Raw genomic sequence first — 25,851 nt, 5'->3', positions numbered from 1 at the left:
TTGACACCAAAAGGCATGAGATCATCATATTGCAACGAGAATCGCACGGACGTGTTCGCACTGTTTGCGCATACTATGCCGGTCAGTATACGCAGTAGTTCGCCTGAAAGGAAAGATAGAATGAGCACAGACACGATATTCATCCGGCACAAGTTGAGCACGACACCGGAGATACTTGAGACCCTCTGGAAAGAGGATCTCATCGCTGTTCACTTTTGATATGCCTTTCGCCGTGGCCGAGTTGTCGGGTTACGCTACGCTAACCCGACCTACGATTACAGAACGGCGTCAAGGGACGTTTTGGGCGATCGACAGTAGAAACGAGTGGGAGGAGGTTTGGAAATGGAAATCTATGAGTTGGTCATTGAGATAAAACTGCTTGAGCGCCGCCTGACCCTTTATGAGGAAAAATACGGCGTGTTGAGTGATGACTTTTACGCCGCGCTCATGTCTGGTAAGTTGGCTGATTATGACGGCTACGACGAAACCCGGGCTGACTTCAGTCGCTGGAAGGGAATTTATGAAACTTGGCAACGGCGCAAATCCGCCTACCGTGAGCAGATGGAAGGGCGCGAACTGGCGAAAGTCCTGCGTGTTCAGCCGGCTTACTGATGGCCACTAACCCACTCAGGTCGCTGGGCGACTATAGTCGCTTTGTCACGGAATTGCTCAGTCAGCCCAATATCCAAAGCTCAACCGTTGCCGTCTGGTCAGATAGCCCGTACACCGGGATTGCCGAAGGCGACGTGATGTTTACCAACGGCTTACGGCTCCGCATGAGAGAAGAAGTGGATTTTGACGCGGGCCTCATCATCTCGTATGGCTATGAAGTCTATTGTGGTGAAGAGCGGCTGTATTGGTACGATGATTTTCCGCATCCCAATGACCCGACGTTGGTTACCATGCTGCCCCATCACAAGCATATTCCACCGGACATCAAACACCACCGTATTCCTGCTCCAAACATGAGTTTTGAACGTCCCAATCTTCCCGCGCTTTTTCAGGAAATTGAAGACATTGGTAGAGTATCCGGTACGGCATAGCAGATGTTTTCCAATCGAAACCATACCAAACACCGCGTCCATCCAACCCGCGCTCGTGCAGTACTTCCCCTCTCGGAGGGGAGAGTGGCGGGTTCCAAAAAATTCGAGCAAGCGTCTTTGAGAGCCAAAGACTTGACATCACAAAGGAGGGAATTATGAAGCGAACGGGGTTACTGCTTAGCTTGACCTTAATTGTTGGGATCGCGCTGGGGGTGATCGGGACTCAGGTCTTGAATGCGCAACAAGCGCCGATGAAACGGACCGTGCTCATAAAGACGGATCTAGCAGGAATTGAAGGGAAAGAGGCTGTGCTGGCCCTGGTGGAGTTTGCACCGGGGGCGGCCACCGAGCCTCACTACCACCCCGGAGAAGAGCTGGCGTACCTCCTTGAGGGGTCAATTAGCTTCGAAGCCAAAGGGAGGCCACCCGTCACCTTCAAGCCAGGCGATACGTTCCATCAACCGCCGAAACAGGTGCATCGCGTGAAGAACCTCAGCGCGACCATGCCGGCCAAGGCCTTGGCGTTCACCATTTCGGAGAAGGACCTACCGCTCACCGTCCCCGTGAAGTAGCAGCATAATCCAAGATCGCTCTTGGAACTTCCAGGATCGATCTTGGATCTTCGAGGGAGGGGGTGCGGAGCCCGACTTTCATGTCCATGGGCGCGTCCTAGGCGCATGCGGTATTACTTGGAAGCAGTTCGGAAGGAGTTGGTGGCGGTGACTGGATTCGAACCAGTGACGCCGCGGATATGAGCCGCGTGCTCTGACCGACTGAGCTACACCGCCGCGATAGCCTGCGAATCTTAATGAGTATGTACGGTATTGTGTAACGCTTGTCAAGCGGAAGGAGCCCCGGCTGGATGGTGCGACTTGCCCTGCCGGAGCTTTGGCGAGCACAATCTCAGATGAGCTTGGCCATCACCTTGGCATCCCAGTCTTGCGCAAGCTCGCTCAACTCCTGGGCCAGTCGTCGCCCTTCTTCATCCGTCGTCCAGAGCTTCTCCCATGCGTCGAGATCCGCATAGGCGGAGAACTCCCAGAGCGCCAGGTACTGAGGGCGATGCCCCAGATAGAGGTCACGAGAGAAAAGACCGACAAGTTTAAACTGCGGGAGGAGCTTTGCGAAGTGAGTGGCAAACCGCTGATACGCTTCAGCTACCTGCTTCCCTTTAATCCCTGGCTTCTGGTCAAATTCGATCATATAGAACATCGCCTATTCCTCCACGCGGTATCCCTGACCACGATGTTATGCATCTCGCCGCCGCACCTGACCGGTGTGTTTTCGTGCTGTGTAGCTTGCCATGCGCTCACCAAGATGTCAAACGTTTTTCAGGGCTTTCCGGCGATTCAGATATTGGTGGGGATCGACTCGCCGGAGGAACCGGTCAGCGCCTTCTCAGAGGCCTCGCTGAGGGCCTTGACATGCCGGCGATCTGTGGTGAAGACCCGGTAGCGGGCCACCTTGGGTGGAATATCGCGGAATAGCTCCATGAGGGGTCTGGACGACACCTCGCCGGTAGCCGGATTGTACATGAAGATCCGCTTACTCCCTTCGGCCAGCGGGTTGATGGGACGGGGATCGAGCGCAGCCATGTCCACCTTGAACTCGATCCCATGCAGGCGCTTGGGTAGATGGCGGCGGATCGCCTCCTCCAGATGTGTGGCAGTCTGAAACTGGACCATCCGCTGTGACTCTTCGATGGTGGAGACAAAGTCATAGGCCATCTTCCACTTGACGTTCCGGCCCAGGATCTTTCCCCATTCCGCTCCCAGCGTCCGCTCATGCGGATCCTTCGATGCGGCCCACTCACCCACCCGTTCGAGCATGGACCAATCGGTCAGTTCCAGGTATCGGTCCAACGCCTTATGCGGATTATACGGGGCAATCCGCGCCATCGTCTCCTTGAAGATCTCCTGGACGTGTAAGTCGATGGCTCTGGTCGTCCGGTGATGGTAGACGTTCAGATAGAGGGCAACCTTCGCATTCAGGAACCGCATCAGGGCCGACTCTCCGGCTTTGTGCAGGGTCAGCCCCTTCGGCGTGAAAAACGTGTACAGCAGCAGTCGCTCGATGTCCACCATATCAAGCGAGAAGCCGGTCATATAGGCGTCTCGCTGGACGTAATCAAGGTTGTCTACGGTGTAGATCCCAGAGAAGAGCGGGCGGAGCACCAGCAACCAGTCCGGAAAACCGACTACGGGGCCGGCCTCCGGCTTCTTGATCAAAAAGGCGATTTGTCCGGGGTCAAGCCGCTCATTCGGCAGAAACGGCCCGCTCGGACTTCGGCGGATCGCTTGGACGATCCTCCCCAGCCTCTTCATGATGATGGCCATACCCAGGATTTCGTGGTTCAGCCGCTCGCCGCCGACGCGAAACTGCTGCAGGAAGTGGTCATCGAAAAAATGCCCGAAGGGACCGTGGCCCACGTCGTGGAGCAACCCGGCAAGCCTCAGAAGCTCTTCGATGAACGGCTCCGACGGCAACGCCTCTCCGAATGTCTCCTTCAGGCTGGGATAGAGGTGTCTGGCGAACTTACCGGCCATGTGCATGGTCCCCAGGACATGCTGAAACCGGCTATGTTCGCCGGAGGGATAGACCCACCAGGTGCTCTGGAGTTGGTGAATACGGCGCAACCGTTGAACCCAGGGGCTATCAATGATCTCCTTCTCGGTCCGTTCCGACCGGTCACCCATCGGGACGGTGAAAAGGATATAACGGTGGATCGGGTCTGCCAGTAACGCCACCCCTTCGTAGGGTGACGCGAGTGGCGATTCGCCACTCGCGGTCGTCTGCGGTGTAGTAACGCGCGATGCAGCCATTGATGACCCCTCTAGATCAATGCGGATTCCAAGACAATGCCCCGATCCAGCATCGCGGTTGCCCGCGAGAGCGTTCGCGTCAGTTCTACCGGCAACTCTGGGCTCTCTTCGAGTTGTCGGCATAGGTCGATAAGACGGCGGAATGCTCGAATGAGGTCACCCTCATGCCCCCCGAAACTCTGCTCTATCAGTGTCGACCAGTCGTCCTCGCCCGAGGCCCACCGATGGGTGGCCGCCAGATAGGTCGTGTGCATCGAGACCGGAAGATCGACCTGATAGGACCGCTGAACCCTGTCCACCTCCAGGCTCAGATCTTCCAGCATCTTCACGCGCCGGCGAAGGTGCGCCTGATCGCGGAGGAACAGCTTGGCAGCAGGCTGCTCGGTTGTTCGAGGCTCCTCCACCAGACATGAGAACAGCGCTGCGAGCTCCTCTGGTAGCAGCCCATCCAGGAGGCCGGAGAAGGCGACCCGAGCTACCAACAGTTCGTTATCGTGACGCAGTGATGCGATGAGGCGGCCTTCCGCGCCTAACCGCCCATCTTCGAGATAGCCGAAGTGCTGGAGGATCGTTACAACCCGCAGGAACTGTTCCCAGTAGGAATCCTGCAGTTGTTGCTGCATCTGGTGGTGGCGCCCCAGCATCTGTCCCAATCGTCGCGACTGCTTGATCTGTCGTTCCCGAAGCCCCCGTTCCGGGCAGCGGTGACAGGGCATCTGGGAGAGGGCGAGGGCCATCGCGTCGAGTTTTGCCCTGCCTTCCTCAGCCGATTTTCCGACAAAGAAACTGAGCGATGAAGGGCCAGGTCGGCCACGGCTACGGCCACCTGTACGACTGGCCCGCGCGGTCGCCACCCGTAGTGTCCTGAGCCGTTCTCGCTCTTGCTCGATCGCAGCGCGCCGCTCCCGATACTCGATCAGCGTGCTGACCTGGCAACAGGGGGATGCTATACCTTCGGCGTCGGCCAGCCTGCGGATCAACCCCTCTTGTTCCTTCCGGCTGACCTCGATCTTCCGACGATTCTGGAACTGGCCGAAGCTTTTCTCTATGGTCTTGCGGATCGCCTCCGGCTCTCGATGCAGCGCGATGAGTAAAGCAGCGCTACTGTAGCTGATTCGGAATCGACTCTCTATCGGCTCCGGCTCGCCTTGCACCAGACGGACGGCGTCCTCGGCCGCCTCAGCGGAATCGAGCGCCAGCAGGCAGGTCCCTTCAGGATCGATCCCTCGTCGCCCTGCCCGCCCGGCCATCTGGGTCAGCTCCCCCACGGTGAGTCCCCGGAACCCGAGATCGCTCCGCTTACGAAGTCCTCCAATCACCACACTTTTGGCGGGCATGTGTATCCCCAGACTCATGGTTTCGGTCGCGAAGACGACCCGCACCAGTCCTCGCTCAAACAGAACCTCGGTGAGCCGTTTCAAAGCCGGCAGGACGCCGGCGTGGTGCAGCCCCGCACCGCGACGGAGCCCACGCAGGATTAGTTGATTCAGATCGCTCTCAGGGCTGATGCTCGGATAGTCGAAGAGCGTCCGTTGAATCGCCTCCTCGACCTCCTCACCTCTGCTGGGATCCAAGAGCGGTTCGCCACGCTCCAGGAGGCGAGCGAGCGCTCGCTCGCATCCGGATCGACTGAAGATAAAGTAGATGACCGGCAGCCAGTGGCGCGCCCGCAATACGGCAATAGCGATGCTCTCGTCGAGCCCGCGACGGCGGACGATACGGTGTCGCCGGTCCCCCCGCCGCTCCCATCGGCCGATACCCCGACTCTCCGACATGCTTCGGCCTGAGAAGGTAGCTTGTAGAATCCGGCGGGCTGAAGCCGGCTCAGGCGGCCAGAGCTGCCCCTCCTTATCGCAGAGCAGGTACTGCAGCGGCACTGGTCGGACCGGATGATGGATAGGCCGGATCGGTCGGTGCGTCTGACCGATCCACTCAGCGATCTCGCTGATATTACTGACGGTGGCCGAGAGGGCGACAAGCTGGACCTCAGGAGGGCAGTTGATGATGATCTCTTCCCAGACCGTTCCCCGCCCTACATTCCCCATGTAGTGGCATTCGTCCAGCACCACATAGTAAAGCCCCTCGAACTCGCCCCCGTAGAACTTGTTTCGGAGGATCTCGGTGGTCATGATCACAAGTGGTGCGCGGGGATTTACCTTCACGTCGCCGGTGAGAATACCCACCGTCTCTTCGCCCCACTGACGGGTGAAATCGGCATACTTCTGGTTGCTCAGAGCCTTTATGGGGGTCGTGTAGGCGATGCGGTGTTGATGAGCCAGGGCCCTATAGATCGCAAATTCAGCGATGAGGGTCTTGCCCGCGCCGGTTGGCGCGGAGACGATCACGGAGCTGCCCTCCGCGATCAGAGCAATGGCCTCGTCTTGGAATGCATCGAAGGGGAACGGGTACCGATCGCGGAACGAACTCACAAGAGCCTGCGCGTCCTGCGGCAGGGCCGATGAACTGATTTCGATGGGCCTGTCTCCTTTTGCCATCTTTTGTTGTCAAGGATAGCAGATTGCCCCCGTCCCTTCAACTACCTCGGCTCGTCTCGAGTGATCCCCTTGCTCCGGGAGGGTGCGTCGTGTAAGCTGGTCAGTGAAAGCGCTGAATAGGGTGAAGAGGCAGAAAGGAGATCAACATGGTTGAGGGACAATCACAGGCAGAAGAGGCAATCCGGGAACAGATACGGGCCGCAGTAGAGGCGATCGACGGAGCGCTGCAAGGGATCGCGCGCTTCCTCACGCCGCTGAGACCGACCATGCGGAATGAGCTGATCCAGTTCCTGGGCCCCCACGTGGAGCAGGCGAGACGCGCCAAGGAGTCTCTCGAAGGGATCCTTCTGGAGTTACAGCGGGAGGGGAAAAAGTAAGTCGATCAGATCTCCCCGCTCTGCTTGTCTCCGGCCGATGCTGATTCGACTATCCGGATATAGCCCAGGGTCCGCAGGAATCTCTCCCCCTCAGCCGATTTGAGGAAATTCAGCAGATAGTCGCTGAAGCTTTTCGCCATGTCCGGCGAGAGGTACGCTGGATGACCAGTGGCGCACCAGATCGTAATCTTATGATAAAGGTTCTGCACATCTCCCGCCATAGCCACTCCTTCTTCACCGGACCTTCGACTTGGGAGCGCCAATCTCCGCCCCCTCCTCACCCTCGACTTTGGCCTGCATTTTCTTTACAAGATCCTGGTAGGAGGAAGTGCGGATGATCTTGCTGAACTGGGTGCGATAGTTATTCACCAGGCTGACACCCTCGACAACAATGTCATAGACCTCCCATTTAGCGTCGGCCTTCTGCAGACGATAGTAGATTGGAATTTCCTGGTTTCGCTTAGTCACAATCTTCGTCCGCACCTCAGAATAATTGCCATCCGCCGTCTCCTCCAGGTACAAGATCTGCTCGCCCGTGTACCCTTCAACTCGGTCGATATAGGCCCGCTCCAGCAGGTCGGTGAACAGGCCAACGAACTTGGTACGCTCCTCTGAAGTACGCTCGTTCCAGTACAGGCCCATGGAGCGCTTGGACATCTCAGAGAAATCAAACCGCTCCAACACGGTCTTGCGGAGCTTAGCCCGTCGCTCCTTTGTCTTTTGCGCACTCTTGAGAGCCGGATCGGTCAAGATCTTTAGCACCTGGTCAACGGTTCCCTTGACCTGATCTGTCGCCGAACCGGCAAGGCTCAGTCCCGGCGTCCACAAGATACCCACGACTGCCCCGACAAGCACCAGCGTCTTCCATCTGCACCTGACATCGGAATACTTTGCGGTCACTTCGCCTCCTCCTTTACCGCTCGACCTGTGGCATGCTCGATATTCGCAAGCGCAAGATTGTAATTGTACATGGCCTTATAGTTGTCTGCCCGCAGCCTGGCGTACGCCTCTGCGGCTTGACCCAGATCTCTGGACTCCCCGACCCCGAGGTCATAGTTCGCTTTAGCCGCCACCAGCCATTTCTTTGCGTTCCGCCACCCGTCCTCCGTGGCCTTGAGCGTCTCCTGCGCCTCAGCGAGCTCTCGATGAGCCTTACGCACCTGTAATGGGATCCCCTGTTCAGCAAACTGCTTCGTCTCACCAACTTTGAGGTGCTCTGCCTGAGCCGCCCGGATCTTGCCTCGGGTGATCCCGAAGTCAAGGTCGTACTTGAAGCCAAGAACAACCACCGTATAGCGATCGTTCAGCGGATCAAAGGCGAAGGGGTTCTGCTGCCGGGTTCGATTGCCCGCCTGGGCGTATACGCCGTCAACTGCGACGAAGAACTGGGGATACAGGTTGCTCTCCTCTGCCTTGACTAGCGCTTCCATGGCCTTGAGCCCCGCCCGCACCTGGGTCATCTCCGGGCGTAGCTCCAGCGCCGTGCCCATTCCCCGATCTACCGGCTCCACCTCCTTGGCGGCGACCTCCAACCCTATCGTGTCCAGATCGAACGGTTGCGTGCGATCAAGACCTGCGTAGAACATCAGGGCGCCCGTGGCCAGATCGAACCCTTTTTGGGCCTCTTCCCGGTTCTTCAAGACCTCACCGCGGAACGCCTTCAACTTGTACAGATCCATCTCGTCAGCGCCCGGCACCTCAGCCTTGAGCTGTCGTTGCGTCTTCTCGATCGCTTTGTCGAGATCCTCAGTGATCTCATCAATCAACCCAAGCATATCGCTCGCCAGCAGTCGGCTGTAATATAGCTCCTTGACCCGCAGGATCAGATCCGCGGTCTTCTCCTCCACCTTTGCCTTCTCGACCTTCACCCCCTCTTCCGCAGCCGTACGAAAACCCGTCAGCTTTCCGAACGTATAGAGGGGTTGGACCAGCTTCATCTCGACCCGCTCGAACACATTGTTGACAGTGGGTCTGTCCTTTCTGTCCGGAGACCCCCCCTCAACGGTGCCGCGGGCGCGAGACGACGGCCCCACGATCGCAGTCACCTCGATCTGCGGAAACCGGCCGGCATCGGCCTGATCCTTCTTCGCCATCGCCGCCTCGGCGCCTCTCTGCATCTGACGGATCTCAGGGCTTGTGGCCAGGGTACGCCCGATCAGATCTTTCAGGGTGTAGACGGCCTTCGGTTCCGGCGGTTGCGCCGACGTCGGCTGCCCGGCAGCTACCGTTGTCATGAGCGCCAGGGGCAGCACGATCCAACGCGCGTGTCTCACTCGGCCTGCATTCATCATCATGGGCGCCTCCTTCGAGAGCGGCAGTTCTACGTAATCTCGCAGGTTATCTCTTCCGCCTAGAGCTTGCCAAAAATATAATTCGAGATGAGATGCTCTAAATCTATAGGGTCTTCGGTATCTCGGAGCTTACCGCCTGGCTGGATCAGCTTATCGGAACCCCCGGGCGTGATCCGGACATACTTTTCGCCGATCAGTCCCTTTGTCCGGATCGAGACGATCGCGTCATCCTGAAGCGCGACACCGGGGTCAATATTCATGGCAACGACGGCTCGAAATTTCTCCAACCCGATCGCTTTCACACGGCCCACCTCGACCCCGGCAATCTCGACTACGGCCCCATTCTTCAGGCCTGCGACCGAGTCGAACTCGGCCAGGACAGTATACCCTCGCTCGCTGATAACCTCAAGCTTACCGAGTCTGATCGAGAGCCAAGCCAGGCTCATGATTCCTACCACCACGAATAGCCCGACCAGCGTTTCCATGGTCAGTCGCTTCATTGATCTCGCTCTCTGTCTTGAACTGTTCGGTATTCTATCAACATTTTCCGGCCCCTCACGATGGATCGCTTGGCCTACTCCGGACCAGTTTGACCATTGCCGGCCCCGGTGATGAACTGCCGAACAACAGGATTAGCGGAGGCCATGATCACCTCCGGACTGCTATGCTCTACAATAACCCCATCATGAAGCATCGCCACCGTCTTGGCGATGTCGAAGATCTCAGGGATCTCGTGGCTGACTACGACCGCGGTAAATCCGAAGCGCTTATGGGCATCCAGAATCAGGCGGTGAATGGAATTCAGCAGGATCGGATCCAGGCCCGTCGTCGGCTCGTCAAACAGGATGATCTCCGGATCATGGACCAGCGCTCGGGCCAGGGCTGCCCGCTTCCTCATTCCCCCGCTGAGTTCTGCGGGATATTTGTGCGCCATATCAGCAAGCCCTACGGCCTCCAGCCGCTGCATTGAGCGCCGAGCAATCTCGCCTTCTGATAGCTTGGTCTTTTCCCGAAGTGGGAAGGCTACATTATCGAACACCGTTAGCGAGTCAAACAAGGCGCCCCCCTGAAACAGGACGCCGAACTTTTCGCGCACCAGATCCAGGGCCTTCCCGCGGAGCCGGCCAAGGTCAGTGCCGTCGACCAGCACCTGACCGCTATCCGGTCGCATAAGGCCGATAAGGTGCTTGAGCAGCACGCTTTTTCCGCCTCCGCTCCGTCCAATAATGGCCGTAACCTGACCTTTGGGAATAGTCAGATTGACCCCTCTGAGTACCTGTTGTTGCGCAAAGCTTTTGTAAAGATCAATGATCTGGATCATTCATTTTAAAACAGAACGGCGGTCATAAAGTAGTTCCAGATCAGAATCAGAACCGACGAAAGGACGACAGCCTCCGTTGTCGCCTTTCCCACGCCCTCGGCTCCATATCCAGTATAAAACCCCTTATATGTGCACACCCACGTGACAATGAGGCCGAAGCTCACCGACTTCAGGAAGCCGCCCCGTATATCACTTATCTCCACCATGTTCCGCATCTCGGAAAAATAGGTGCCGGCGCCGACACCGAGAAGCTTCACCCCAACAAGGTAGCCGCCATAGATCCCAACCACATCGAAGATGGCTGTGAGGAGAGGAATCGCAATCAATCCCGCGATCACCTTAGGAACCACCAGATATTTCATGGGATTCACGGCCATCGCCTCCAGCGCGTCGATCTGCTCGGTAATCCTCATGATGCCGATCTCCGCAGCGGAGGCCGATCCGGCTCGCGCCGTCACCATCAGGGCGGCCATCACCGGTCCCAACTCGCGGATCAGGCTCAGGCCGACGGCCGGACCGAGCAGGGCCTCGGATCCGAACTTTCGGAGCGTATAGTACCCCTGAAGCCCAAGGACCATTCCGCTGAAGCCCGCGGTGAGAAGAATAATAGAGCCTGACTTCACCCCGATAAAATGGACCTGACTGACAATACGCCTGAACTTCAACGGTGGCCGGACCGCCCAGAAACCAGTGGAACCCAAGAAGATGGCCATACGCCCCATGGCTTGAACTTGCTTGAGAACCGCGCGTCCGACGGCCTCCAACGGGTTCTGCATTCTCTGCTCCAGGAGAGATTCTCAGCACGCTGGCGAAGCAACTGACCGGCTGGTAGAATTACATACGCTCCCAGAGTTGTCAATCGTTTCCTATCGTTTCCTGATCGAGGTCTTGGTCTGCTCTTGGTCCTGACCCTGAGCGCCCCCGCCCTCTACCGCTACCATCTGGAGTCACTATCCGTTCTACACTGCCCGAAGAAAACTCTTGTACCGAAATCATGGCTAAATTATCATAGTATGCATTTCTTCTGAAGATAAGCATCAGCCATCGGCGTGCAATGGCCAGCCTACCAGGAACATCTGAATGCCGACCGCTGATTGCCGATTAGCGCTAATACAGCGTCACCGGGCCTGGATGCCATACCCAGGCGAGGAGGCTGAGTTGAGCATGTTACACATTCCCACCACCTCAACAACATTGGGCTGCCCAAAACGCGGGGCGCGTCATCGGTTCTTGCCTGCGCTCGTCGGTCTTGCAGTGATACTGTTAGGACTTGTATCGATGACGTTTGCAGCAAAGCACACCCCCAACCCGGCGAGTATTCCCCTGCCCATCAGCGGGACGATGGATGAGAAGGGGATCCCGGTCGGCTGGGACCTGGAAACCTTTCAGAACCATCATCAAATCAAGCTCGATCCTCTGAAGGATGGTCAATTCGGCATCCGCCTCGTGAGCGAAGAAAGCTCTTTTGGGCTGCACAAGTCAGTAGAGGTGGACCTGAAAGAGTTTCCGATACTGACCTGGCGGTGGAAGGTGGATCGCCTTCCTCTGGCAGGTGACGTTCGCGAAAAGAGTAAAAACGATCAGGCCGCTCAGATCTACGTCATCTTCCCAAACTCGCTTATCAGACTGCGAAGCCCCATGCTCGGTTACCTCTGGGACAGTAATGCCCCCGCAGGAACGACGGCCGACGGCTATTCCCCCGTCACCCCTATCAAGGTCATGGTCCTGCGGAGCGGAAAACAGCAGTTGGGTAAATGGGTCCAGGAGCGTCGAAATGTTGCCGAGGACTACGTGCGGCTTTTCGGGCAGAACTCACTTCCCAAGGTGGGGCGTGTCGCCATCTGGATCAATTCCCAGCACACAAAGTCAACTGCCCAGGCGTCGTTCGCCGACCTTCAGTTCCAACGGGCCAATTAAGCCGGTCAGGCTCGATAGTCTGGTATTATCTACCATCAGTCCTGCTTCGATAGAAGCGTACATCGACCTTCTCGATGGTCGCCATGCCCTCCTGAATGGCCGCGTCGACGACCGGTAGAAACGCCTCGATCTTGTCAATGGTATCAACGATCTCAACGATGATGGGCAGATCGGATGAGAGGCGCAGGACCTTCGCAGTATGCAGTCGACTGTGCGCCCCAAACCCTTCGAGACCCCGAAGCGCCGTGGCGCCGGCTAGGCCGTGCTCGCGCGCCTTGCGGACAATCCACTCGAAGAGGGGGAGGCCTTCGTACTTATCGGATTCGCCGACGAAGATTCGGAGCAGGTGACCCTCACGGGGAAGTATCATCGCATTTATCCTCGGACAAGCGTAAAGCCCACCCAGGCAGCCGCCAGGCCGCCGATGAGCTGCCCTCCGATATTCGCCAACGCACGGACGAATTCGGCGTCCCTGGCGAGAGCGAGTGTTTCATACGCAAAGCTCGAGAAGGTCGTAAAACCGCCCAAAATCCCGATGAAGATAAATGTGCGAAGCTCCGGCCCGAACACCTGACGAGACTCGCTAAGACCGCCCAACAGTCCGATCAAGAAGCAGCCTGAGAGGTTCACACAGAGGGTGCCGACCGGGAATGACGCCATGGGAACTAATCGATGAATCCAGCCACCCAGTAGATACCGCCCGACGGTACCGATAAAGCCACCGGTTCCCACAAGTAGGACGCTCCCTAACTCACGCATCTCACGCCGACCTCAGCGATATTCACGATTACCCTGGCCCGCCAACTATCAGTGAGCCGGTTCAGACGGCTACAAATGTCGGCAGCCTATCTTCTAAGACTGCCAGGCTACTCAGAACTGAATTGGCCGCAATATCCAACACGTAGCTGGACGTGTCAAGAAACCCTTAAAACTCTTCTCCGCGACCTGCTGAGCATGGAAGACAATGTCAGCGAGAAAGGGGGGTTCCGCCGTGAACTCGTGAGCCGCAGCACCCAGGTCCTGCGCAGCCTTCACAAACCACGAACGGGTTTCTGCAACAAGCTCAGGGTCGCAAGGCATGGAGCAACCTTCCCTCGCGAAGAACCGTGGCCGGAAGCGAACACACAACGTGCTTGCGCCGCTCAAAACGCGAATGGGTCCAGACGACGACATCAGCGCCGATCCCGGTTCCGCGCAGCGTCCGATAGGCCAAATCGCTGTCTCGTCGCTCCATCGAAGCGTCATCGGAGACGACAACCAGCAGGTCGTAGTCGCTGTCTGGTCCTGCATCACCGCGGGCCATAGATCCGAAAAGGTAGATCCGCTCCGGCCGATAGGCCTGCACCAGCCGTCTCACGATCTCTGCCAGAGAAGGATCTTTGTTCAGGATGTCCGCTTGGCTGACTTGCTCCATCGCATTCCCTTTTTCAATAGAAGTTGGCCCCTGCTATCGCCTCTAGCTTGGCGCTCAGGATCGAGCCGAATGCTGATCGCCTGCTTGGGCCGCCTGACGAAGCGGATGGTGGCCTCTGTGGTGTCCTGAGCGACCTCCACGAAACTATGAGTATCCCAATACGCGCTGCCGCTTGGTCGGTCTGTAACCGAGGCATGCGTTCCTTGATCATTTCCTCTGCCTCCACTCTACAGCCCCCGGTAGACATCCCGCCGGTGTTTGATCCGCAAGACCTCCACCGCCTTCGCCTTGTCGTCAATGTCGTAGAGCACCCGGATGTCACCAATCCTTATCCGCCACGCACTGGTGCTGAGCTTGACGCACCCTTTGGGCCTTGGAGTGTGGGCGAGCATCAGTAGATCCTCGCGCACCCTCTGCCAGGCGTCCCCCACCAGCCGGTCCAGGCCCTTCTGCGCTCTAGGACCGAGCGGCAGCCGATGCACGGGCTCCCCGCTGGGGGCAGGACTCGCAAGGCTCGTACCTAGAGCGTCCGAAGGCGCGTCCAGCCAGGCCGTCTGGAGCGATCCTAGGCCGGGGCTTTCACGAAATGGGATTAAGGCTTCGCAGTTTGTTGAAGTATGACTCTGAATGAACCCAACGTCTTGGATCTATTCCCGACGTGGTATATGACTGTAAAGGTTCCCGCCTTGTCTATGACGAACGGCGAGATCCCAAAAGCGAGCACGCCCGTCTGGCGCCCTTCTCCAAACGTGTTGTCCTCTACGGGAAATCTCGTGATCTCTTGTCCGGCGGGACCATTCACTGCAATAGCGCCTGCCCGCAACGGGCCTGGCGTTAAATCCCACTTGAAGAGAAACGAGAGCATTGGAAGCGTCATGGGTACGGCTGGAACGCCGATGTCTGGCATGTACACACCAACGATGATGAGCTTGCCGCTATCCTCCCGGCGGACAGTATCGCATAACAGCCAGTAATCAAGCTTCGCTTCTTTACTGCGGGTCATGGCAAAAGCTCCCGGTAATCGCAACCCAACACGGCCGCGAGCCGCTGGTACGTTGCGAGACGGCCTCGGTAGCTCGGGCGTTCAAGTCGCTGGAGGTTGGGTTGTTTAATTCCTGCCCGATCTGCCAAGACTTCCTGCGTCAAGCCTGCCTTGATACGGCGATAGCGGAGGCGACTCAAACGCCCTTTAGCGATCAATTCCTCAGCCTTCTGCTCCCATTCTCGGTCAGCCTGTTCATACGCGTGTCGGCCCGCCTCGGTAGATGTCAATTGCGCGATCAAGTCATCTAGTCGCGCGAGCCTGGCATAGGGATCGGCTGCTGGGACGCGGGGCCCAAGCAGTGGGCTGACCTCCGGGCGTCGTTTGTGCACGGTCATGAGGTAATTCCAGACGTGGCCGTGAGTTGTAGTCGGCACGAAGCCATACATCATGGGTGGTCCGGGAGGCCACTCCTTTCGCACCACCTGGAGGCTCATTGTTGCGCCCTCCCTCGGAAGAAGGTATGTGTTGCAAAGTTGTTCCGTAGGCGTTGGATGTGCGGCGCCTGTGGATCATAAGTATCAGCGGCTCTTCGAATCACTTCTTTGACTACCACCGTGCTCCTCGCTCTATCTACGAAGTAGAATACTCTATACCTTGAGAAATCGAACCCTTTCAGAGTGCGTACCCTAAAACCCTGTTGACGTAAGATCTCAACGGCCTTTGACTCGGTGAACTTGACTCCCGTAATGTGGACGTCGGGATCGGTCTTGAGTACTTTGAGTGCTCGAACGATTCCCGCTGCTGAGGATGGGTCCTTACTCATAAGTGAATACAAGGCCGATTTCGCAGGCTCCTCGACTCTGACCTCATAGCCCAACGGCATTATATCACATTCGATATGAATATATCACTAGAATGTTCACTCACGTTCCGGCTACGGCGCTTTCCATACCACCTTCCCACTTGCGTCGTAGAGCGCTAGACCTCCGGAGCCATCCGCCAGAGTGAATATCTCAGCGCGAAGCTTCTTGCTCTTGTCGTACATGGTCAGGCCCATCGTTCCGTCTCCCTCGGCACTCAGCGAAAGACTTTTCCCGTCAGCACTGAGGATGGCGAAGCCCACCGAGCTGTCTGGTAGGGTACTGAGTGATGCGCGGACTTTCCCGGTTGGATCCCGAAGGACAAACTTCTCAGCCTCGACAACTCTTGCGCCCTTGGTCTGCCCCATCAGCACTACGGCGGTGAATCCGAGCAGCATGAGCCCGCCCAGCCGCTTCAAGCGCCGGTTCTCTCGCTCCACACGCACTAGCCGTTGCACAACGGTATCCATTGGGTGCTCATCCATCACGGCCTCCTCTTGCCCTATCGTTGCTCATGTTCAGGAATACGAAAGTGAGACCCTGGGTTTCGGAATTCAGCACAGAGAGGTGAATGCTTCTCAATTTTCATCGATTCGATTAAACTAGGACACTATCCGGAAGCAGTTTCAGACAGCCTTTCGAGTCGTCACGCTAGGCCGTCGCGGTTGAGTTCACCGATAGGGGCTATCGGCAAACTGCGAAAACTCTGATGCCGGTATAGGTACCCGTTCTAGGTCCGATTTAGTCGTTTTCCATCGTTCTCTAGCATACTTTATACCACCTTGCTAACTCTTCATAAGCGCTAGGACCGACGTGTTTTTCAGGGGTTGCAGGAAGGGTGGCGGAGGCGTGTGGGGGTCGAACCCACCAACCCGGTATTAGCGGGTGCGCTGGTTTTGAAGACCAGGAGGGCCACCGGGCCCATTCCGCCTCCAATATGAATCGATAAGACCTGAGAGCGCTTCGTTGATTCGGTCAGCGTTTCAGGCCAGGTAGGATGCTGGCAGCTTAGTGCTTCTGACCGGCGCGGGATGACCTACGCCGGATGCCAACTGAGGGACCGTCCGCCCAACAGGTGGAGATGCAGGTGATAAACTGCCTGCCCGCCGTCGCTATTACAATTGATCACCAGGCGGAAGCCCCGCTCCGCGATCCCGATCTGCTTCGCGATGCGGTTTGCTACCAGCAGGAGGTGCCCAAGCAGCCGATCATCAGCCTGGTTCGCATCGAGGATGGTCGCGAGGTGTTGACGAGGAACAATTAGGATATGGACAGGCGCCTTCGGGTTGATATCTTCGAAGGCGACGGACTGCTCGTCCTCATACACCATCTTACCGGGGCGTTCCCGGTTGGCTATCTGACAAAAAAGGCAGGTATCCACATCCTCGCCTTATCGGTACTCGGCCTTGCTCTTCTTGCCGTAGCGGTTGCGCAGTTCCCGAGCCACCTCTGACGGCGTGATCCCGTGGTGCCCCAGCAGGACAATCGTATGAAACCAGAGATCCGCTGCTTCATAGATAATCTCGTCCGGCCCTCCGTTCTTGGAAGCCACCACAAGCTCGGTCGCCTCTTCTCCCACCTTCTTGAGGATCTGATCCTGTCCTTTGGCGAACAGGCCTGAGACATACGAATCGGCCTTCGGATTGGCCCTTCGATCCTTAATAACATCGAAAATCTGTTGGAGGATCGCGAGGCTTCCGCCGTAAACCGCCTCGGGGTCGAACTGCTGTCGAGTCAACTCCTCCGGCGCCTCTGAGTCCGGATGCAATCGACGGTAAAAGCAAGACCGTCGTCCGGTATGGCAAGCCGCCACCACCTGCTCGGCCTTGATCAGCAAGGCATCTTCGTCGCAGTCGAAATAGATCTCGCGTACGCGCTGGATATGGCCCGACTCCTCCCCTTTTTGCCAGATGCGCTGCCTCGATCGACTGTAAAAATGGGTGAGGCCGGTCTCGACAGTCAGTCGCAACGACTCTTGGCTCATATAGGCCAACATCAGGACCTGACCATTTTCCGCATCCTGCACAATGGCCGGGATCAGTCCAGATTCATCGAACCGAAGTTGAGTGAGGTCGAATCGTTCCATAGCCCTTTAATCCCGCACCGGGATACCCCGGCCACGCAGGTAGGCCCTCGCATCCTGGATGGAGCATTCGCGGAAGTGAAAAATAGAGGCCGCCAGTGCAGCATCGGCCCGTCCTTCGGTCAACGCTTCATACAGATGATTCACTGTACCGGCCCCGCCCGAGGCGATGACCGGGATCGTTACGGCATCGGCCACCGCCCGCGTGAGCGCAAGGTCGTAGCCATCTTTCGTGCCGTCCCGATCCATGCTGGTCAGCAGGATCTCTCCGGCCCCGAGCGCCTCCCCTTGCTTCGCCCACTCGACTGCATCACGTCCGGTCTGGGTCCGCCCCCCGTGGGTGTACACCTGCCAGCGGAGCGCAGATTCTGAGGAATGAGGGGTACGTTTCGCGTCGATGGCGAGGACAATGCACTGGCTTCCGAACCGCATGGCGGCCTCAGTGAGCAGCTCCGGGCGCTCGACGGCCGCAGTGTTGAGCGAGACCTTATCGGCACCCGCGAGGAGCAACGTGCGGATGTCCTCCACCGTCCGGACCCCGCCACCGACGGTCAACGGGGTAAAGGCCATGTCGGCTGTCCGCCGGACTACGTCAACCAAGATGTCTCGCCGCTCATAGGAGGCGGTAATGTCGAGAAAGACCAGTTCGTCGGCTCCCTGCTGGTCATACAGGGCCGCGACCTCGGCTGGATCGCCCGCGTCCCGAAGGTCCACAAACCGCGTCCCTTTGACGACGCGTCCGTCCTTGACATCGAGACACGGAATGATTCGCTTGGCCAGCATAGTTTTATCTCGCAGCCGCAGTAATCGCGTCCTTCAGCGAGAATCTACCCTCATAGAGAGCCTTTCCGACCAGAGCAGCGACGATACACGTCGGCTCCAGCTTGGCGAGCCTTCTGAGGTCATCAAGCGTCGCAATCCCACCCGACGCGACGATCGGGTGTCGAGTTACCTCAGCCAGTCGACGCAAGGCGTCCATGTTCGGCCCCGTGAGCATCCCGTCCCGCTCGATGTCGGTATAGATAATCGCCGCCAGCGGCAGGTCGGCCGATCGTGTCGCCAGGTCGGAGGCGAGAAGATCAGTGTCCGCCGCCCAACCCCGAACCGCGACCTTCCCGTTCTTGGCATCGATTCCAAGGAGGATGCGACCGGGGTAGCGAGAGCTCGCCGCAGCCAGGAACGCCTGGTTCTCAATTGCCGCAGTCCCAAGGACAGCCCGCTCGATGCCGGAGGCGAACGCCTGCTCCAAGGCAGCCAGGCTTCGCAACCCACCGCCAAGCTGTACTGGGATCTTAATCGACTGAGCCACTTGGGCGACAACCGAAAGTTGCTGCGGCGTTCCGGAAAAAGCGCCGTCAAGATCGACCAGATGCAGGATCGATGCCCCCTCATCCTCCCACCTCTTGGCCATAGCGATCGGATCGGCGGAATAGGCGGTTTGACGCAGGGGGTCGCCTTGCGACAACCGAACGACTTGGCCCCCTTTCAGGTCAATCGCGGGAATGACTAGCATCTACGTGAGGGAGGCGAAGTTTTTCAACAGTTGCAGACCTAACGCTTGACTCTTCTCAGGGTGAAACTGGCAGGCAAAGAGGTTATCACGCCACAGCGCTGAGGTGAATCGGAGGCCGTACTCAGTCGTGGCGGCGATCACGTGTTCATCCTCCGGTTGCACATAGTAGGAGTGGACGAAGTAGAAGAACCCTCCGTCGGGAATGCCCTTAAAGATCGGGGCCTGCTGTTCGATCCGGATCCGGTTCCACCCCATGTGCGGGATCTTGAGTCGGGGCGATTCGCAAATCGCCCCTACCGCAGCATCCTTAAATCTAACGACGCGGCCCTTGATGACGTTGAGGCCCGTATGATGCCCGAACTCCTCGCTCTCGCTGAACAGGAAGTGCAACCCCAGGCAGATGCCGAGAACCGGCTTACCCTCCTCAATCGCCCGAAGCAGCGGTTCGACAAATCCGCCATCCCGAAGTTTGCTGATCCCATCGGCAAACGCGCCCACCCCAGGGAGGACAATGCCGGACGCATCCCGAAGGGTCCGCGGATCCTCGACAACCTTCGCGTCGGCCTCAACACGCTCGAACCCCTTTTGGACGCTCCGAAGGTTCGCGATACCGGAATCGATAATGGCAATCATGCCATCTCTTTATACACCCCACGCTTCGCATGCCTGGGGTAGGCGGCTGGTGGCGACGCGTCGTCGATGACGGACGGAGCACGGACAGCGCAGCCCGTCATCGCCGATTCGAGCCGTACAGGGACGTACGGCGAGATAAAGCAGAGCCGCCTGCCGTCTACCCATAAGCTCCAAGCCCCACACCCTTACAGACTCCCCTTCGTCGAAGGGACGTCAGCAATCCGCGCATCGAGAGATGTCGCCTGGTCAAGACTTTTGGCTAATGCCTTAAAGATCGCTTCGACGCAGTGGTGCAGGTTCTCACCTTGCAGGACCTCAACATGAAGATTCACCTTCATGTTCATGGCGAGGGCGCGCATAAACTCCTTCACGAGGGTGACATCGAAACTCCCGATTTCCCCGTGCAGTTGCGGCGCCTGATAGACCAGATAGGGGCGGCCGCTGATGTCAACCACCACGCGGGCCAGCGCCTCGTCCAACGGGACAAGCGCTGAGGCAAACCGCCGAATACCCCGCTTGTCCCCCACGGCCTGGGCGAACGCTTCACCGAGGGCGATCCCGACATCCTCTACGGTATGGTGCAGATCGATCTGGAGATCGCCCCGCGCCTCAACGCTGAGGTCGAAGAGGCCGTGCGTCGCCAGTTGGGCCAGCATGTGATCGAGGAATGGGATCTGGGTCTGAATCGTGTGTCGACCCACCCCGTCCAGGTTAAGCTCCACCGCTACATCGGTCTCTGAGGTCTGCCTACACACCTTAGCCGTCCGACCCATCACCCGACCTCCATCTCTTGCATTCCTCTTTGCACCTCGCTCCTCGCGCCTTGTCTCAGTGCCTTCGTCAATGCATCCAAAAACTGATCGTTCTCAGCTTTCGTACCCACAGTGACCCGCAGGCAGTTTTGCAGACCTGGTACTGACCCTAAATTTCGCACCAGGACGCCCTGCCCCAACACTGCTTCGAATACATCATTCCCCGGACGTGTCGTCCGGAAGAGAATGAAGTTGGCTGCTGACGGGAAAGCCTCGACGCCTGGCAGCGCAACTAGGTGGTTCATCACCCTCACCCGCTCCCGGACCACCTCACGAATGTTGGCATCGATCCACTCTTGATGGTTGAGCAACACGACGGCGGCTGCCTGGGAGAAGGCGTTAAGATTAAACGGGAGGCGGACCTTCTCTAATTCGGCCGTGAGCGCAGGATGGGCAACAAGGTAGCCGATACGCAGACCGGCTAGCCCGATTTTGGAAAGGGAGCTGAGGACCACCAGCCGCTCCTGATCGACCAGGTACGGCAACATAGTCCGCCCGGCGTACGGTCCATAGGCTTCGTCCACAACGACCAATCCGGGAGCAACGGCCAAAATCTTGAAGATCTCCGCCTCAGAGAAGACGCCGCCGGTTGGGTTGTTTGGTGTGGCCAGAAAGATGACCTTGGGCTTACATCGCTCGATAGTCTCGATCAGCTTGGGCAGGTCAGGCTCAAAGCAAGACCCGAGAGGTACCCCTTCGAAGTGTAGTCCCTGAGCCCTCGCGATCAGCTTATACATCGAAAAGGTCGGAACTGGAGCGAGAATCGTGGTCCCAGGTCCTGACGTCGCCAGCAATAACAGTTGAATCAGCTCGTCAGACCCATTGCCCAGAACAAGCGCCTCAGGCGCCACCTGGAGCTGTGCGGCCAGAACCGATCGGAGCCGATCCTCCTTCGGATCTGGGTAGCGGTGCACTGCCACCTGATCCAACGCGTGGCGGAGCTCCCGGCGAAGCTCCTCCGGAAGAGGAAACGGACTTTCATTGGCATCGAGCTTGATAAGATCGGGGCGCGGCTCCTCGGCCCGATACGCCGTGAGGCTCAGAACCTCGGGTTTTATCAGATCGAGAAGACGTGGCGTCTTCATGCGAGCCTCCTGATAGAGGCTGCCCTCGCGTGGGCCTCAAGCCCCTCCAAGCGGGCCAGCTCGACCAATGTTGGCTCCAGCGTCTCCAGCTTCTGCCGGCTGAAGGCGATCAGCGAGGTCCGGCGCTGAAAATCGTCCACGGAAAGGGGGGAGGCGAAGCGCGCCGTCCCTCCTGTCGGCAGGACATGATTCGGCCCGGCCAGGTAATCGCCCACTACCTCCGGACTGGCGCTCCCCATGAAGATGGCGCCCGCGTGCCTGATCTGGGGCAATAGTCCCCAAGGGTCTTTCACCAGCAGTTCCAGGTGCTCCGGCGCGACCTCGTTGGCGAGGGTGGCGGCCTCGTCCAGCCCTTTCACGACGACTGCCGCGCTGAACTGTTCGAGAGAGGTCTCTGCAATCTGCCGCCTTGGCAACAGCGCTACCTGACGTTTCACCTCATCCGCCACCTCTTCGGCAAGCCGCTGGGAAGGTGTGAGCAGCATGGCGCTGGAAAGTGGATCGTGCTCAGTCTGAGAAAGGAGGTCGGCGGCAACCCAATCGGCCCTGGCCTCCTCGTCGGCGATGACCAACAACTCCGTCGGGCCGGCGATCATATCGATCCCCACCTGCCCGAAGACCAGACGCTTGGCAGCCGCGACATAGACATTACCAGGGCCGACGATCTTATCGACCTTCGGGATCGACGCAGTCCCATAGGCCATAGCCGCCACCGCCTGAGCGCCGCCCACCTTATAGATCGCATGAACCCCACACAGATCGGCGGCGACCAGCACCGCTCCAGCTACCTTGCCATCTCGGCGCGGCGGCGTGCACATCACAATATCCTGTACACCGGCAATCGCAGCCGGGATCGCATTCATGAGCACTGTGGACGGATAGGCCGCTGTCCCTCCTGGGGCATAGATCCCCACCCGCCCGAGCGGACGCGTAAGCATCCCGACGATCGCCCCGTCTTCTTCTGAGAACCAGGAGGTGCGAAGCTGTCGCAGATGGAATGTCCTGATCCGCGACGCCGCGATCTTGAGGGCTTCAAGCGAGGCGGGTGCCAGGGCCGCGTATGCCTCTCCGATCTCCTCCGGCCTTACCCGCACTGAGGTGGCATCGAGGCGGACACCATCGAACCGCTGCGTCTGCTCGAAGAGGGCGGTATCGCCGCCTGTCCGTATCGTTTCCAGGATATCGTGAACGGCCTGCTCGACCTCGGCAGGTATAGTCCCATGTCTGGACCTGAGCTGCGAGAAGAACAGCATACACGCTTGCGACCCAGCTTGGAGCAGCCTCATGTACGCGCCCCTGCCGCAGGCGTCTCGACCCGCTCTCGCATCTGTTCGATCAGGTCCTTGACCCTGCGGTACTTCGTCTTGAGACTCGCACGATTGACGATGAGTCGCGCCGTAGCTCTGGCGATCTCCTCAACCTCCACCAGTCCGTTCTCCTTCAAGGTCCGGCCGGTTTCCACAAGGTCAACAATCCGCTCGGCCAGCCCCACAAGGGGCGCCAGTTCAAGAGAACCGGTCAGCTTGATGATCTCCACCTGGATCCCTTTACGACTGAAGTATGCTTCTGCAAGGTTCGGATATTTGGTAGCCACCCTCAGGTACGACCAGGAATGGGGGTCATCCTGCTTATGGAGTGCAGCCGGCTCGGCCACGACAAGCCGACAGGCACCGAACCCGAGGTCCAGCGGCTCATAGACATCCCGGCGCTGTTCGAGGAGTTGGTCCTTTCCCGCGATACCCATGTCGGCAGCCCCGTGCTCCACGTAGGTCGGGATGTCTGCCGGTCGAAGTATGAGGAATCGGAGTTGCCGATCGCGATCCTCGCAGATCAAGCGGCGTGAATCGACAAGTTCCCTCACACGAGAGAAGCCGATCCCCTCAAAGAGTTCAAGGGCAGGGGTCAGCAACCGACCCTTCGGCAGCGCGATGGCGATCACGTCGTTGTTTGTGGGTTCCATTATTCTGCGACTCGCTCGATGCCGGCGCCGAGACCGAGGAGCTTCTGCTCGATGAACTCGTATCCCCGGTCAAGATGGTAGACACGCGAGACGGTCGTGATCCCCTGGGCGGCCAGTCCTGCCAGAACCAGCGATGCGCTCGCTCGCAGGTCGGTGGCCATGACCGGTGCGCTCGACAGCGCGGGAACCCCGTTGACGAACGCAGTATTGCCGACCACCTTGATATCCGCCCCCATCCTCAGCAGCTCATTCACGTGCATGAACCGGTTTTCAAAGACCGTTTCGGTGATGACACTGCTTCCCTGAGCAATGGACATGAGGGTCATGAACTGCGCTTGCATATCGGTGGCAAATCCGGGATAGGGGTGAGTCCTGATATTGACTCCCTGCACTTGTCCATCTCCCACAACCCGAATGCTGCAGTCCGTCTCCTCAACGAGTACGCCGGTCTCCCGCAGTTTCTCCGTAACCGCCTCCAGGTGGCACGGCACACAGCGATTGACGGTCACATCGCCACCGGTGATCGCGGCCGCAACCATAAAGGTCCCCGTCTCGACCCTGTCCGGGATCACCTCGTGCTCCGCCCCATGCAGATGTGGGGCGCCCTCGATGCTGATCGTCGGAGTTCCGGCACCCTCGATTCTCGCTCCCATGCGATTCAGCAGGGCGGCCAAGTCAGTGACCTCAGGCTCGCACGCGGCATTTTCCAATACGGTGATCCCATCCGCCAGGGTGGCGGCCATCATCAGATTCTCGGTGCCGGTGACGGTCTGGCCATCGAATGTGATCCTGGCGCCCTTCAAGCGTGGCGCCTTCGCCTCCACGTACCCGGCATCAAGACTGACCGTTGCGCCCATCTTCTCAAGAGCCGCGAGATGCAGATTGATCGGCCTCTGCCCGATCGCGCACCCTCCAGGCAAAGAGACCCGTGCCCGCCCGAAGCGAGCCAGTAACGGGCCAAGGACCAGTACCGATGCCCGCATCGTCTTGACCAGTTGGTAGGGCGCCTCAAACTGACCGATACGATCGGCGCGAAGGGATAGAGTCTCTTGGCCATACCCTTCGACACTCACACCCAAATGGTTAAGCAGGCCGATGATCGTTTTTACGTCGCCCAGTTGCGGAACACGATGAAGCCGGATCGACTCCCCTGTGAGCAAAGAGGCCACCATCTCGGGCAGGGCTGCGTTCTTAGCGCCTGCCGCCTCCACCTGTCCTCTGAGGGGCACCCCACCCCTGATAATCAGTCTATCCATGCGCCCTCCCCCGCCGTGGCGCACAGACGACTCGGTCACGGCCGGCTACATCCTGCCTCACCTCGGCCGACCCGAAGCCTTCTGTCTTCCGAACCATTTCCATTATGGCCGGCGCCTGACCGTCGCCGACCTCGAAAGCCAGCCAGCCGCCTTCGCGAAGATAGTGGGGGGCCTCTTCGATGATTCGCCGGTAATAGCGTAGACCGTCCGGGCCGCCATCTATGGCATCGAGAGGCTCGTAAGCTGCGATCTCCGGAGACAGGGTGCCACAGTCTCCGGAAGGGATGTACGGAGGATTTGACACGATCAGGTCACATCCTCCCCCACCGTCGATTGTCCGAAGCGGCTCAAGCAGGTCACCCTGTACGCAGTGAACCCTGCTCATCAGCCCCAGCGCTTCTATGTTCCGCTGGGCGATTCGGCAGGCGCCCGGCGAACGATCGATGGCGTACACGAGCGCGTGAGGCATCTCGACCGCGAGCGCCAAGGCAATCGCGCCGCTACCGGTGCCGAGGTCCACGATAACAGGGATTGGGGATTGGGGATTGGGGATTGGGGACGATGCCGGTCCATGCTGCACGCTGCACGCTGCACGCTGCACCTTTTCCAGGGCGGCCTCGACAAGCGTTTCGGTTTCCGGTCTCGGGATCAGGACATCTGGGCTCACCGCAAGAGGAAGAGACCAGAACTCCTTTACCCCGAGGATATAGGCAATCGGCTCCCTGGCAAGGCGTCGGGATAGCATCGATTCAAAGAGACGAGATCTATTCGAGGGAATCGGTTGCTCCGGGTCCAGGATAAACTGCCACCGCGGGACGTCTGACGCGGCCTCCATAAGGCACGCCGCGTCGAGCAGCGCGCTCTCTACGCCGCTATCCGCCAGCCGCTTCACGATACGGCGATAGGTGAACACGTGCGGGGCACGCTCCTTTTGCACCTCGGACCTCGCGCTTCGCACTTCTTCTGCAAGCGTGTACGCCATCC

General features: G+C 58.6%; 32 protein-coding genes and 2 tRNA genes. 5 read left to right on the top strand and 29 right to left on the bottom strand.

Annotation, left to right across the window (positions count from 1 at the left end; all coding sequences use genetic code 11):
• Positions 1-342: 342 nt before the first annotated feature.
• From PHV01_RS00330 to PHV01_RS00320, 3 genes are all read left to right on the top strand, one after another.
• A complete protein-coding gene (locus PHV01_RS00330) occupies positions 343-612 on the top strand; it encodes a hypothetical protein (protein ID WP_337289144.1) in 270 nt (89 codons plus the stop codon).
• Positions 612-1,043 carry a DUF6516 family protein gene (locus tag PHV01_RS00325; RefSeq protein ID WP_337289143.1) on the top strand — a complete coding sequence of 144 codons (432 nt, stop codon included), beginning with the start codon at positions 612-614 and terminating at the stop codon, positions 1,041-1,043. The genes PHV01_RS00330 and PHV01_RS00325 overlap by 1 nt, the downstream gene beginning before the upstream one ends.
• Before the next feature lie 155 nt (positions 1,044-1,198).
• On the top strand, positions 1,199-1,615 hold the full coding sequence (locus PHV01_RS00320) for a cupin domain-containing protein (protein ID WP_337289142.1): 417 nt from the start codon (positions 1,199-1,201) through the stop codon (positions 1,613-1,615).
• Between the two features lie 139 nt (positions 1,616-1,754).
• Here the strand turns inward: PHV01_RS00320 and PHV01_RS00315 are convergent.
• From PHV01_RS00315 to PHV01_RS00300, 4 genes are all read right to left on the bottom strand, one after another.
• A tRNA-Met gene (locus tag PHV01_RS00315) sits at positions 1,755-1,831 on the bottom strand.
• 115 nt (positions 1,832-1,946) lie between these two features.
• The gene (locus PHV01_RS00310) at positions 1,947-2,255 is read right to left on the bottom strand and encodes a hypothetical protein (protein ID WP_337289141.1); all 309 of its coding nucleotides are present in this window, start codon (positions 2,253-2,255) and stop codon (positions 1,947-1,949) included.
• A 137-nt stretch (positions 2,256-2,392) separates the two neighbouring features.
• Positions 2,393-3,865: an HD domain-containing protein gene (locus PHV01_RS00305; protein WP_337289140.1), complete on the bottom strand. Its 1,473-nt coding sequence runs from the start codon at positions 3,863-3,865 to the stop codon at positions 2,393-2,395.
• Between the two features lie 11 nt (positions 3,866-3,876).
• Positions 3,877-6,360 (bottom strand): DEAD/DEAH box helicase, encoded by a 2,484-nt coding sequence (locus tag PHV01_RS00300; protein WP_337289139.1) that lies wholly within the window; start codon positions 6,358-6,360, stop codon positions 3,877-3,879.
• A 146-nt stretch (positions 6,361-6,506) separates the two neighbouring features.
• Between PHV01_RS00300 and PHV01_RS00295 the strand changes: the two genes are divergently transcribed.
• On the top strand, positions 6,507-6,737 hold the full coding sequence (locus PHV01_RS00295) for a hypothetical protein (RefSeq protein ID WP_337289138.1): 231 nt from the start codon (positions 6,507-6,509) through the stop codon (positions 6,735-6,737).
• 5 nt (positions 6,738-6,742) lie between these two features.
• Here PHV01_RS00295 and PHV01_RS00290 read toward each other — a convergent pair whose 3' ends face one another.
• From PHV01_RS00290 to PHV01_RS00265, 6 genes are all read right to left on the bottom strand, one after another.
• A complete protein-coding gene (locus PHV01_RS00290; RefSeq protein WP_337289137.1) occupies positions 6,743-6,958 on the bottom strand; it encodes a hypothetical protein in 216 nt (71 codons plus the stop codon).
• 13 nt (positions 6,959-6,971) lie between these two features.
• A complete protein-coding gene (locus tag PHV01_RS00285) occupies positions 6,972-7,637 on the bottom strand; it encodes an ABC transporter substrate-binding protein (RefSeq protein WP_337289136.1) in 666 nt (221 codons plus the stop codon).
• Positions 7,634-9,031: a TolC family protein gene (locus PHV01_RS00280; RefSeq protein ID WP_337289135.1), complete on the bottom strand. Its 1,398-nt coding sequence runs from the start codon at positions 9,029-9,031 to the stop codon at positions 7,634-7,636. The genes PHV01_RS00285 and PHV01_RS00280 overlap by 4 nt, the downstream gene beginning before the upstream one ends.
• A 56-nt stretch (positions 9,032-9,087) precedes the next feature.
• Positions 9,088-9,528 carry an outer membrane lipid asymmetry maintenance protein MlaD gene (gene mlaD, locus PHV01_RS00275; RefSeq protein ID WP_337289134.1) on the bottom strand — a complete coding sequence of 147 codons (441 nt, stop codon included), beginning with the start codon at positions 9,526-9,528 and terminating at the stop codon, positions 9,088-9,090.
• Between the two features lie 74 nt (positions 9,529-9,602).
• Positions 9,603-10,349, bottom strand: a complete 747-nt coding sequence (locus tag PHV01_RS00270) for an ABC transporter ATP-binding protein (protein ID WP_337289133.1) — start codon at positions 10,347-10,349, stop codon at positions 9,603-9,605.
• A 5-nt stretch (positions 10,350-10,354) separates the two neighbouring features.
• Entirely contained in the window at positions 10,355-11,125 is a 771-nt protein-coding gene (locus tag PHV01_RS00265) for an MlaE family lipid ABC transporter permease subunit (protein ID WP_337289132.1), read from the bottom strand.
• Between the two features lie 388 nt (positions 11,126-11,513).
• Here PHV01_RS00265 and PHV01_RS00260 point away from each other — a divergent pair, with 388 nt between their 5' ends.
• Positions 11,514-12,266: a DUF3047 domain-containing protein gene (locus PHV01_RS00260; RefSeq protein ID WP_337289297.1), complete on the top strand. Its 753-nt coding sequence runs from the start codon at positions 11,514-11,516 to the stop codon at positions 12,264-12,266.
• Positions 12,267-12,291: 25 nt separating this feature from the next.
• Here PHV01_RS00260 and PHV01_RS00255 read toward each other — a convergent pair whose 3' ends face one another.
• From PHV01_RS00255 to prmC, 19 genes are all read right to left on the bottom strand, one after another.
• Entirely contained in the window at positions 12,292-12,636 is a 345-nt protein-coding gene (locus tag PHV01_RS00255) for a DUF190 domain-containing protein (RefSeq protein WP_337289131.1), read from the bottom strand.
• A 5-nt stretch (positions 12,637-12,641) separates the two neighbouring features.
• Positions 12,642-13,025 carry a fluoride efflux transporter CrcB gene (gene crcB / locus PHV01_RS00250; RefSeq protein WP_337289130.1) on the bottom strand — a complete coding sequence of 128 codons (384 nt, stop codon included), beginning with the start codon at positions 13,023-13,025 and terminating at the stop codon, positions 12,642-12,644.
• Between the two features lie 304 nt (positions 13,026-13,329).
• A complete protein-coding gene (locus PHV01_RS00245) occupies positions 13,330-13,680 on the bottom strand; it encodes a nucleotidyltransferase domain-containing protein (RefSeq protein WP_337289129.1) in 351 nt (116 codons plus the stop codon).
• A gap of 227 nt (positions 13,681-13,907) precedes the next feature.
• Entirely contained in the window at positions 13,908-14,162 is a 255-nt protein-coding gene (locus tag PHV01_RS00240) for a type II toxin-antitoxin system RelE/ParE family toxin (RefSeq protein WP_337289128.1), read from the bottom strand.
• 110 nt (positions 14,163-14,272) lie between these two features.
• The gene (locus PHV01_RS00235) at positions 14,273-14,683 is read right to left on the bottom strand and encodes a hypothetical protein (RefSeq protein ID WP_337289127.1); all 411 of its coding nucleotides are present in this window, start codon (positions 14,681-14,683) and stop codon (positions 14,273-14,275) included.
• Positions 14,680-15,159 carry a helix-turn-helix transcriptional regulator gene (locus tag PHV01_RS00230; RefSeq protein ID WP_337289126.1) on the bottom strand — a complete coding sequence of 160 codons (480 nt, stop codon included), beginning with the start codon at positions 15,157-15,159 and terminating at the stop codon, positions 14,680-14,682. Before PHV01_RS00230 ends, PHV01_RS00235 begins: the two co-directional genes overlap by 4 nt.
• Positions 15,160-15,599: 440 nt before the next feature.
• Positions 15,600-16,010, bottom strand: coding sequence for a hypothetical protein (locus PHV01_RS00225; RefSeq protein WP_337289125.1), 411 nt, complete (start codon positions 16,008-16,010; stop codon positions 15,600-15,602).
• A 354-nt stretch (positions 16,011-16,364) separates the two neighbouring features.
• Positions 16,365-16,459: transfer RNA gene (locus PHV01_RS00220), tRNA-Sec, on the bottom strand.
• A gap of 102 nt (positions 16,460-16,561) precedes the next feature.
• Positions 16,562-16,906, bottom strand: a complete 345-nt coding sequence (locus tag PHV01_RS00215; protein ID WP_337289124.1) for a histidine triad nucleotide-binding protein — start codon at positions 16,904-16,906, stop codon at positions 16,562-16,564.
• A gap of 9 nt (positions 16,907-16,915) precedes the next feature.
• Complete coding sequence (gene hisIE, locus PHV01_RS00210; protein WP_337289123.1) at positions 16,916-17,611, bottom strand: bifunctional phosphoribosyl-AMP cyclohydrolase/phosphoribosyl-ATP diphosphatase HisIE; 696 nt, start codon at positions 17,609-17,611, stop codon at positions 16,916-16,918.
• A 6-nt stretch (positions 17,612-17,617) separates the two neighbouring features.
• Complete coding sequence (hisF, locus tag PHV01_RS00205) at positions 17,618-18,391, bottom strand: imidazole glycerol phosphate synthase subunit HisF (RefSeq protein ID WP_337289122.1); 774 nt, start codon at positions 18,389-18,391, stop codon at positions 17,618-17,620.
• A 4-nt stretch (positions 18,392-18,395) separates the two neighbouring features.
• Positions 18,396-19,121, bottom strand: a complete 726-nt coding sequence (gene hisA / locus PHV01_RS00200) for a 1-(5-phosphoribosyl)-5-[(5-phosphoribosylamino)methylideneamino]imidazole-4-carboxamide isomerase (RefSeq protein ID WP_337289121.1) — start codon at positions 19,119-19,121, stop codon at positions 18,396-18,398.
• Positions 19,122-19,754: an imidazole glycerol phosphate synthase subunit HisH gene (gene hisH, locus PHV01_RS00195; RefSeq protein ID WP_337289120.1), complete on the bottom strand. Its 633-nt coding sequence runs from the start codon at positions 19,752-19,754 to the stop codon at positions 19,122-19,124.
• 185 nt (positions 19,755-19,939) lie between these two features.
• The gene (hisB, locus tag PHV01_RS00190; protein WP_337289119.1) at positions 19,940-20,527 is read right to left on the bottom strand and encodes an imidazoleglycerol-phosphate dehydratase HisB; all 588 of its coding nucleotides are present in this window, start codon (positions 20,525-20,527) and stop codon (positions 19,940-19,942) included.
• Positions 20,527-21,651, bottom strand: coding sequence for a histidinol-phosphate transaminase (gene hisC / locus PHV01_RS00185; protein WP_337289118.1), 1,125 nt, complete (start codon positions 21,649-21,651; stop codon positions 20,527-20,529). Before hisC ends, hisB begins: the two co-directional genes overlap by 1 nt.
• Positions 21,648-22,937, bottom strand: a complete 1,290-nt coding sequence (gene hisD / locus PHV01_RS00180; RefSeq protein ID WP_337289117.1) for a histidinol dehydrogenase — start codon at positions 22,935-22,937, stop codon at positions 21,648-21,650. Before hisD ends, hisC begins: the two co-directional genes overlap by 4 nt.
• On the bottom strand, positions 22,934-23,611 hold the full coding sequence (gene hisG, locus PHV01_RS00175) for an ATP phosphoribosyltransferase (protein WP_337289116.1): 678 nt from the start codon (positions 23,609-23,611) through the stop codon (positions 22,934-22,936). Before hisG ends, hisD begins: the two co-directional genes overlap by 4 nt.
• Positions 23,611-24,867, bottom strand: coding sequence for a UDP-N-acetylglucosamine 1-carboxyvinyltransferase (gene murA, locus PHV01_RS00170; protein WP_337289115.1), 1,257 nt, complete (start codon positions 24,865-24,867; stop codon positions 23,611-23,613). The genes hisG and murA overlap by 1 nt, the downstream gene beginning before the upstream one ends.
• On the bottom strand, positions 24,860-25,849 hold the full coding sequence (gene prmC / locus PHV01_RS00165; protein ID WP_337289114.1) for a peptide chain release factor N(5)-glutamine methyltransferase: 990 nt from the start codon (positions 25,847-25,849) through the stop codon (positions 24,860-24,862). The genes murA and prmC overlap by 8 nt, the downstream gene beginning before the upstream one ends.
• Positions 25,850-25,851: the final 2 nt, after the last annotated feature.

The sequence above is a fragment of the Candidatus Methylomirabilis sp. genome (genome assembly GCF_028716865.1).
Taxonomy (GTDB): Bacteria; Methylomirabilota; Methylomirabilia; order Methylomirabilales; family Methylomirabilaceae; genus Methylomirabilis.
This window is presented reverse-complemented; position numbering and strand designations above follow the sequence as displayed.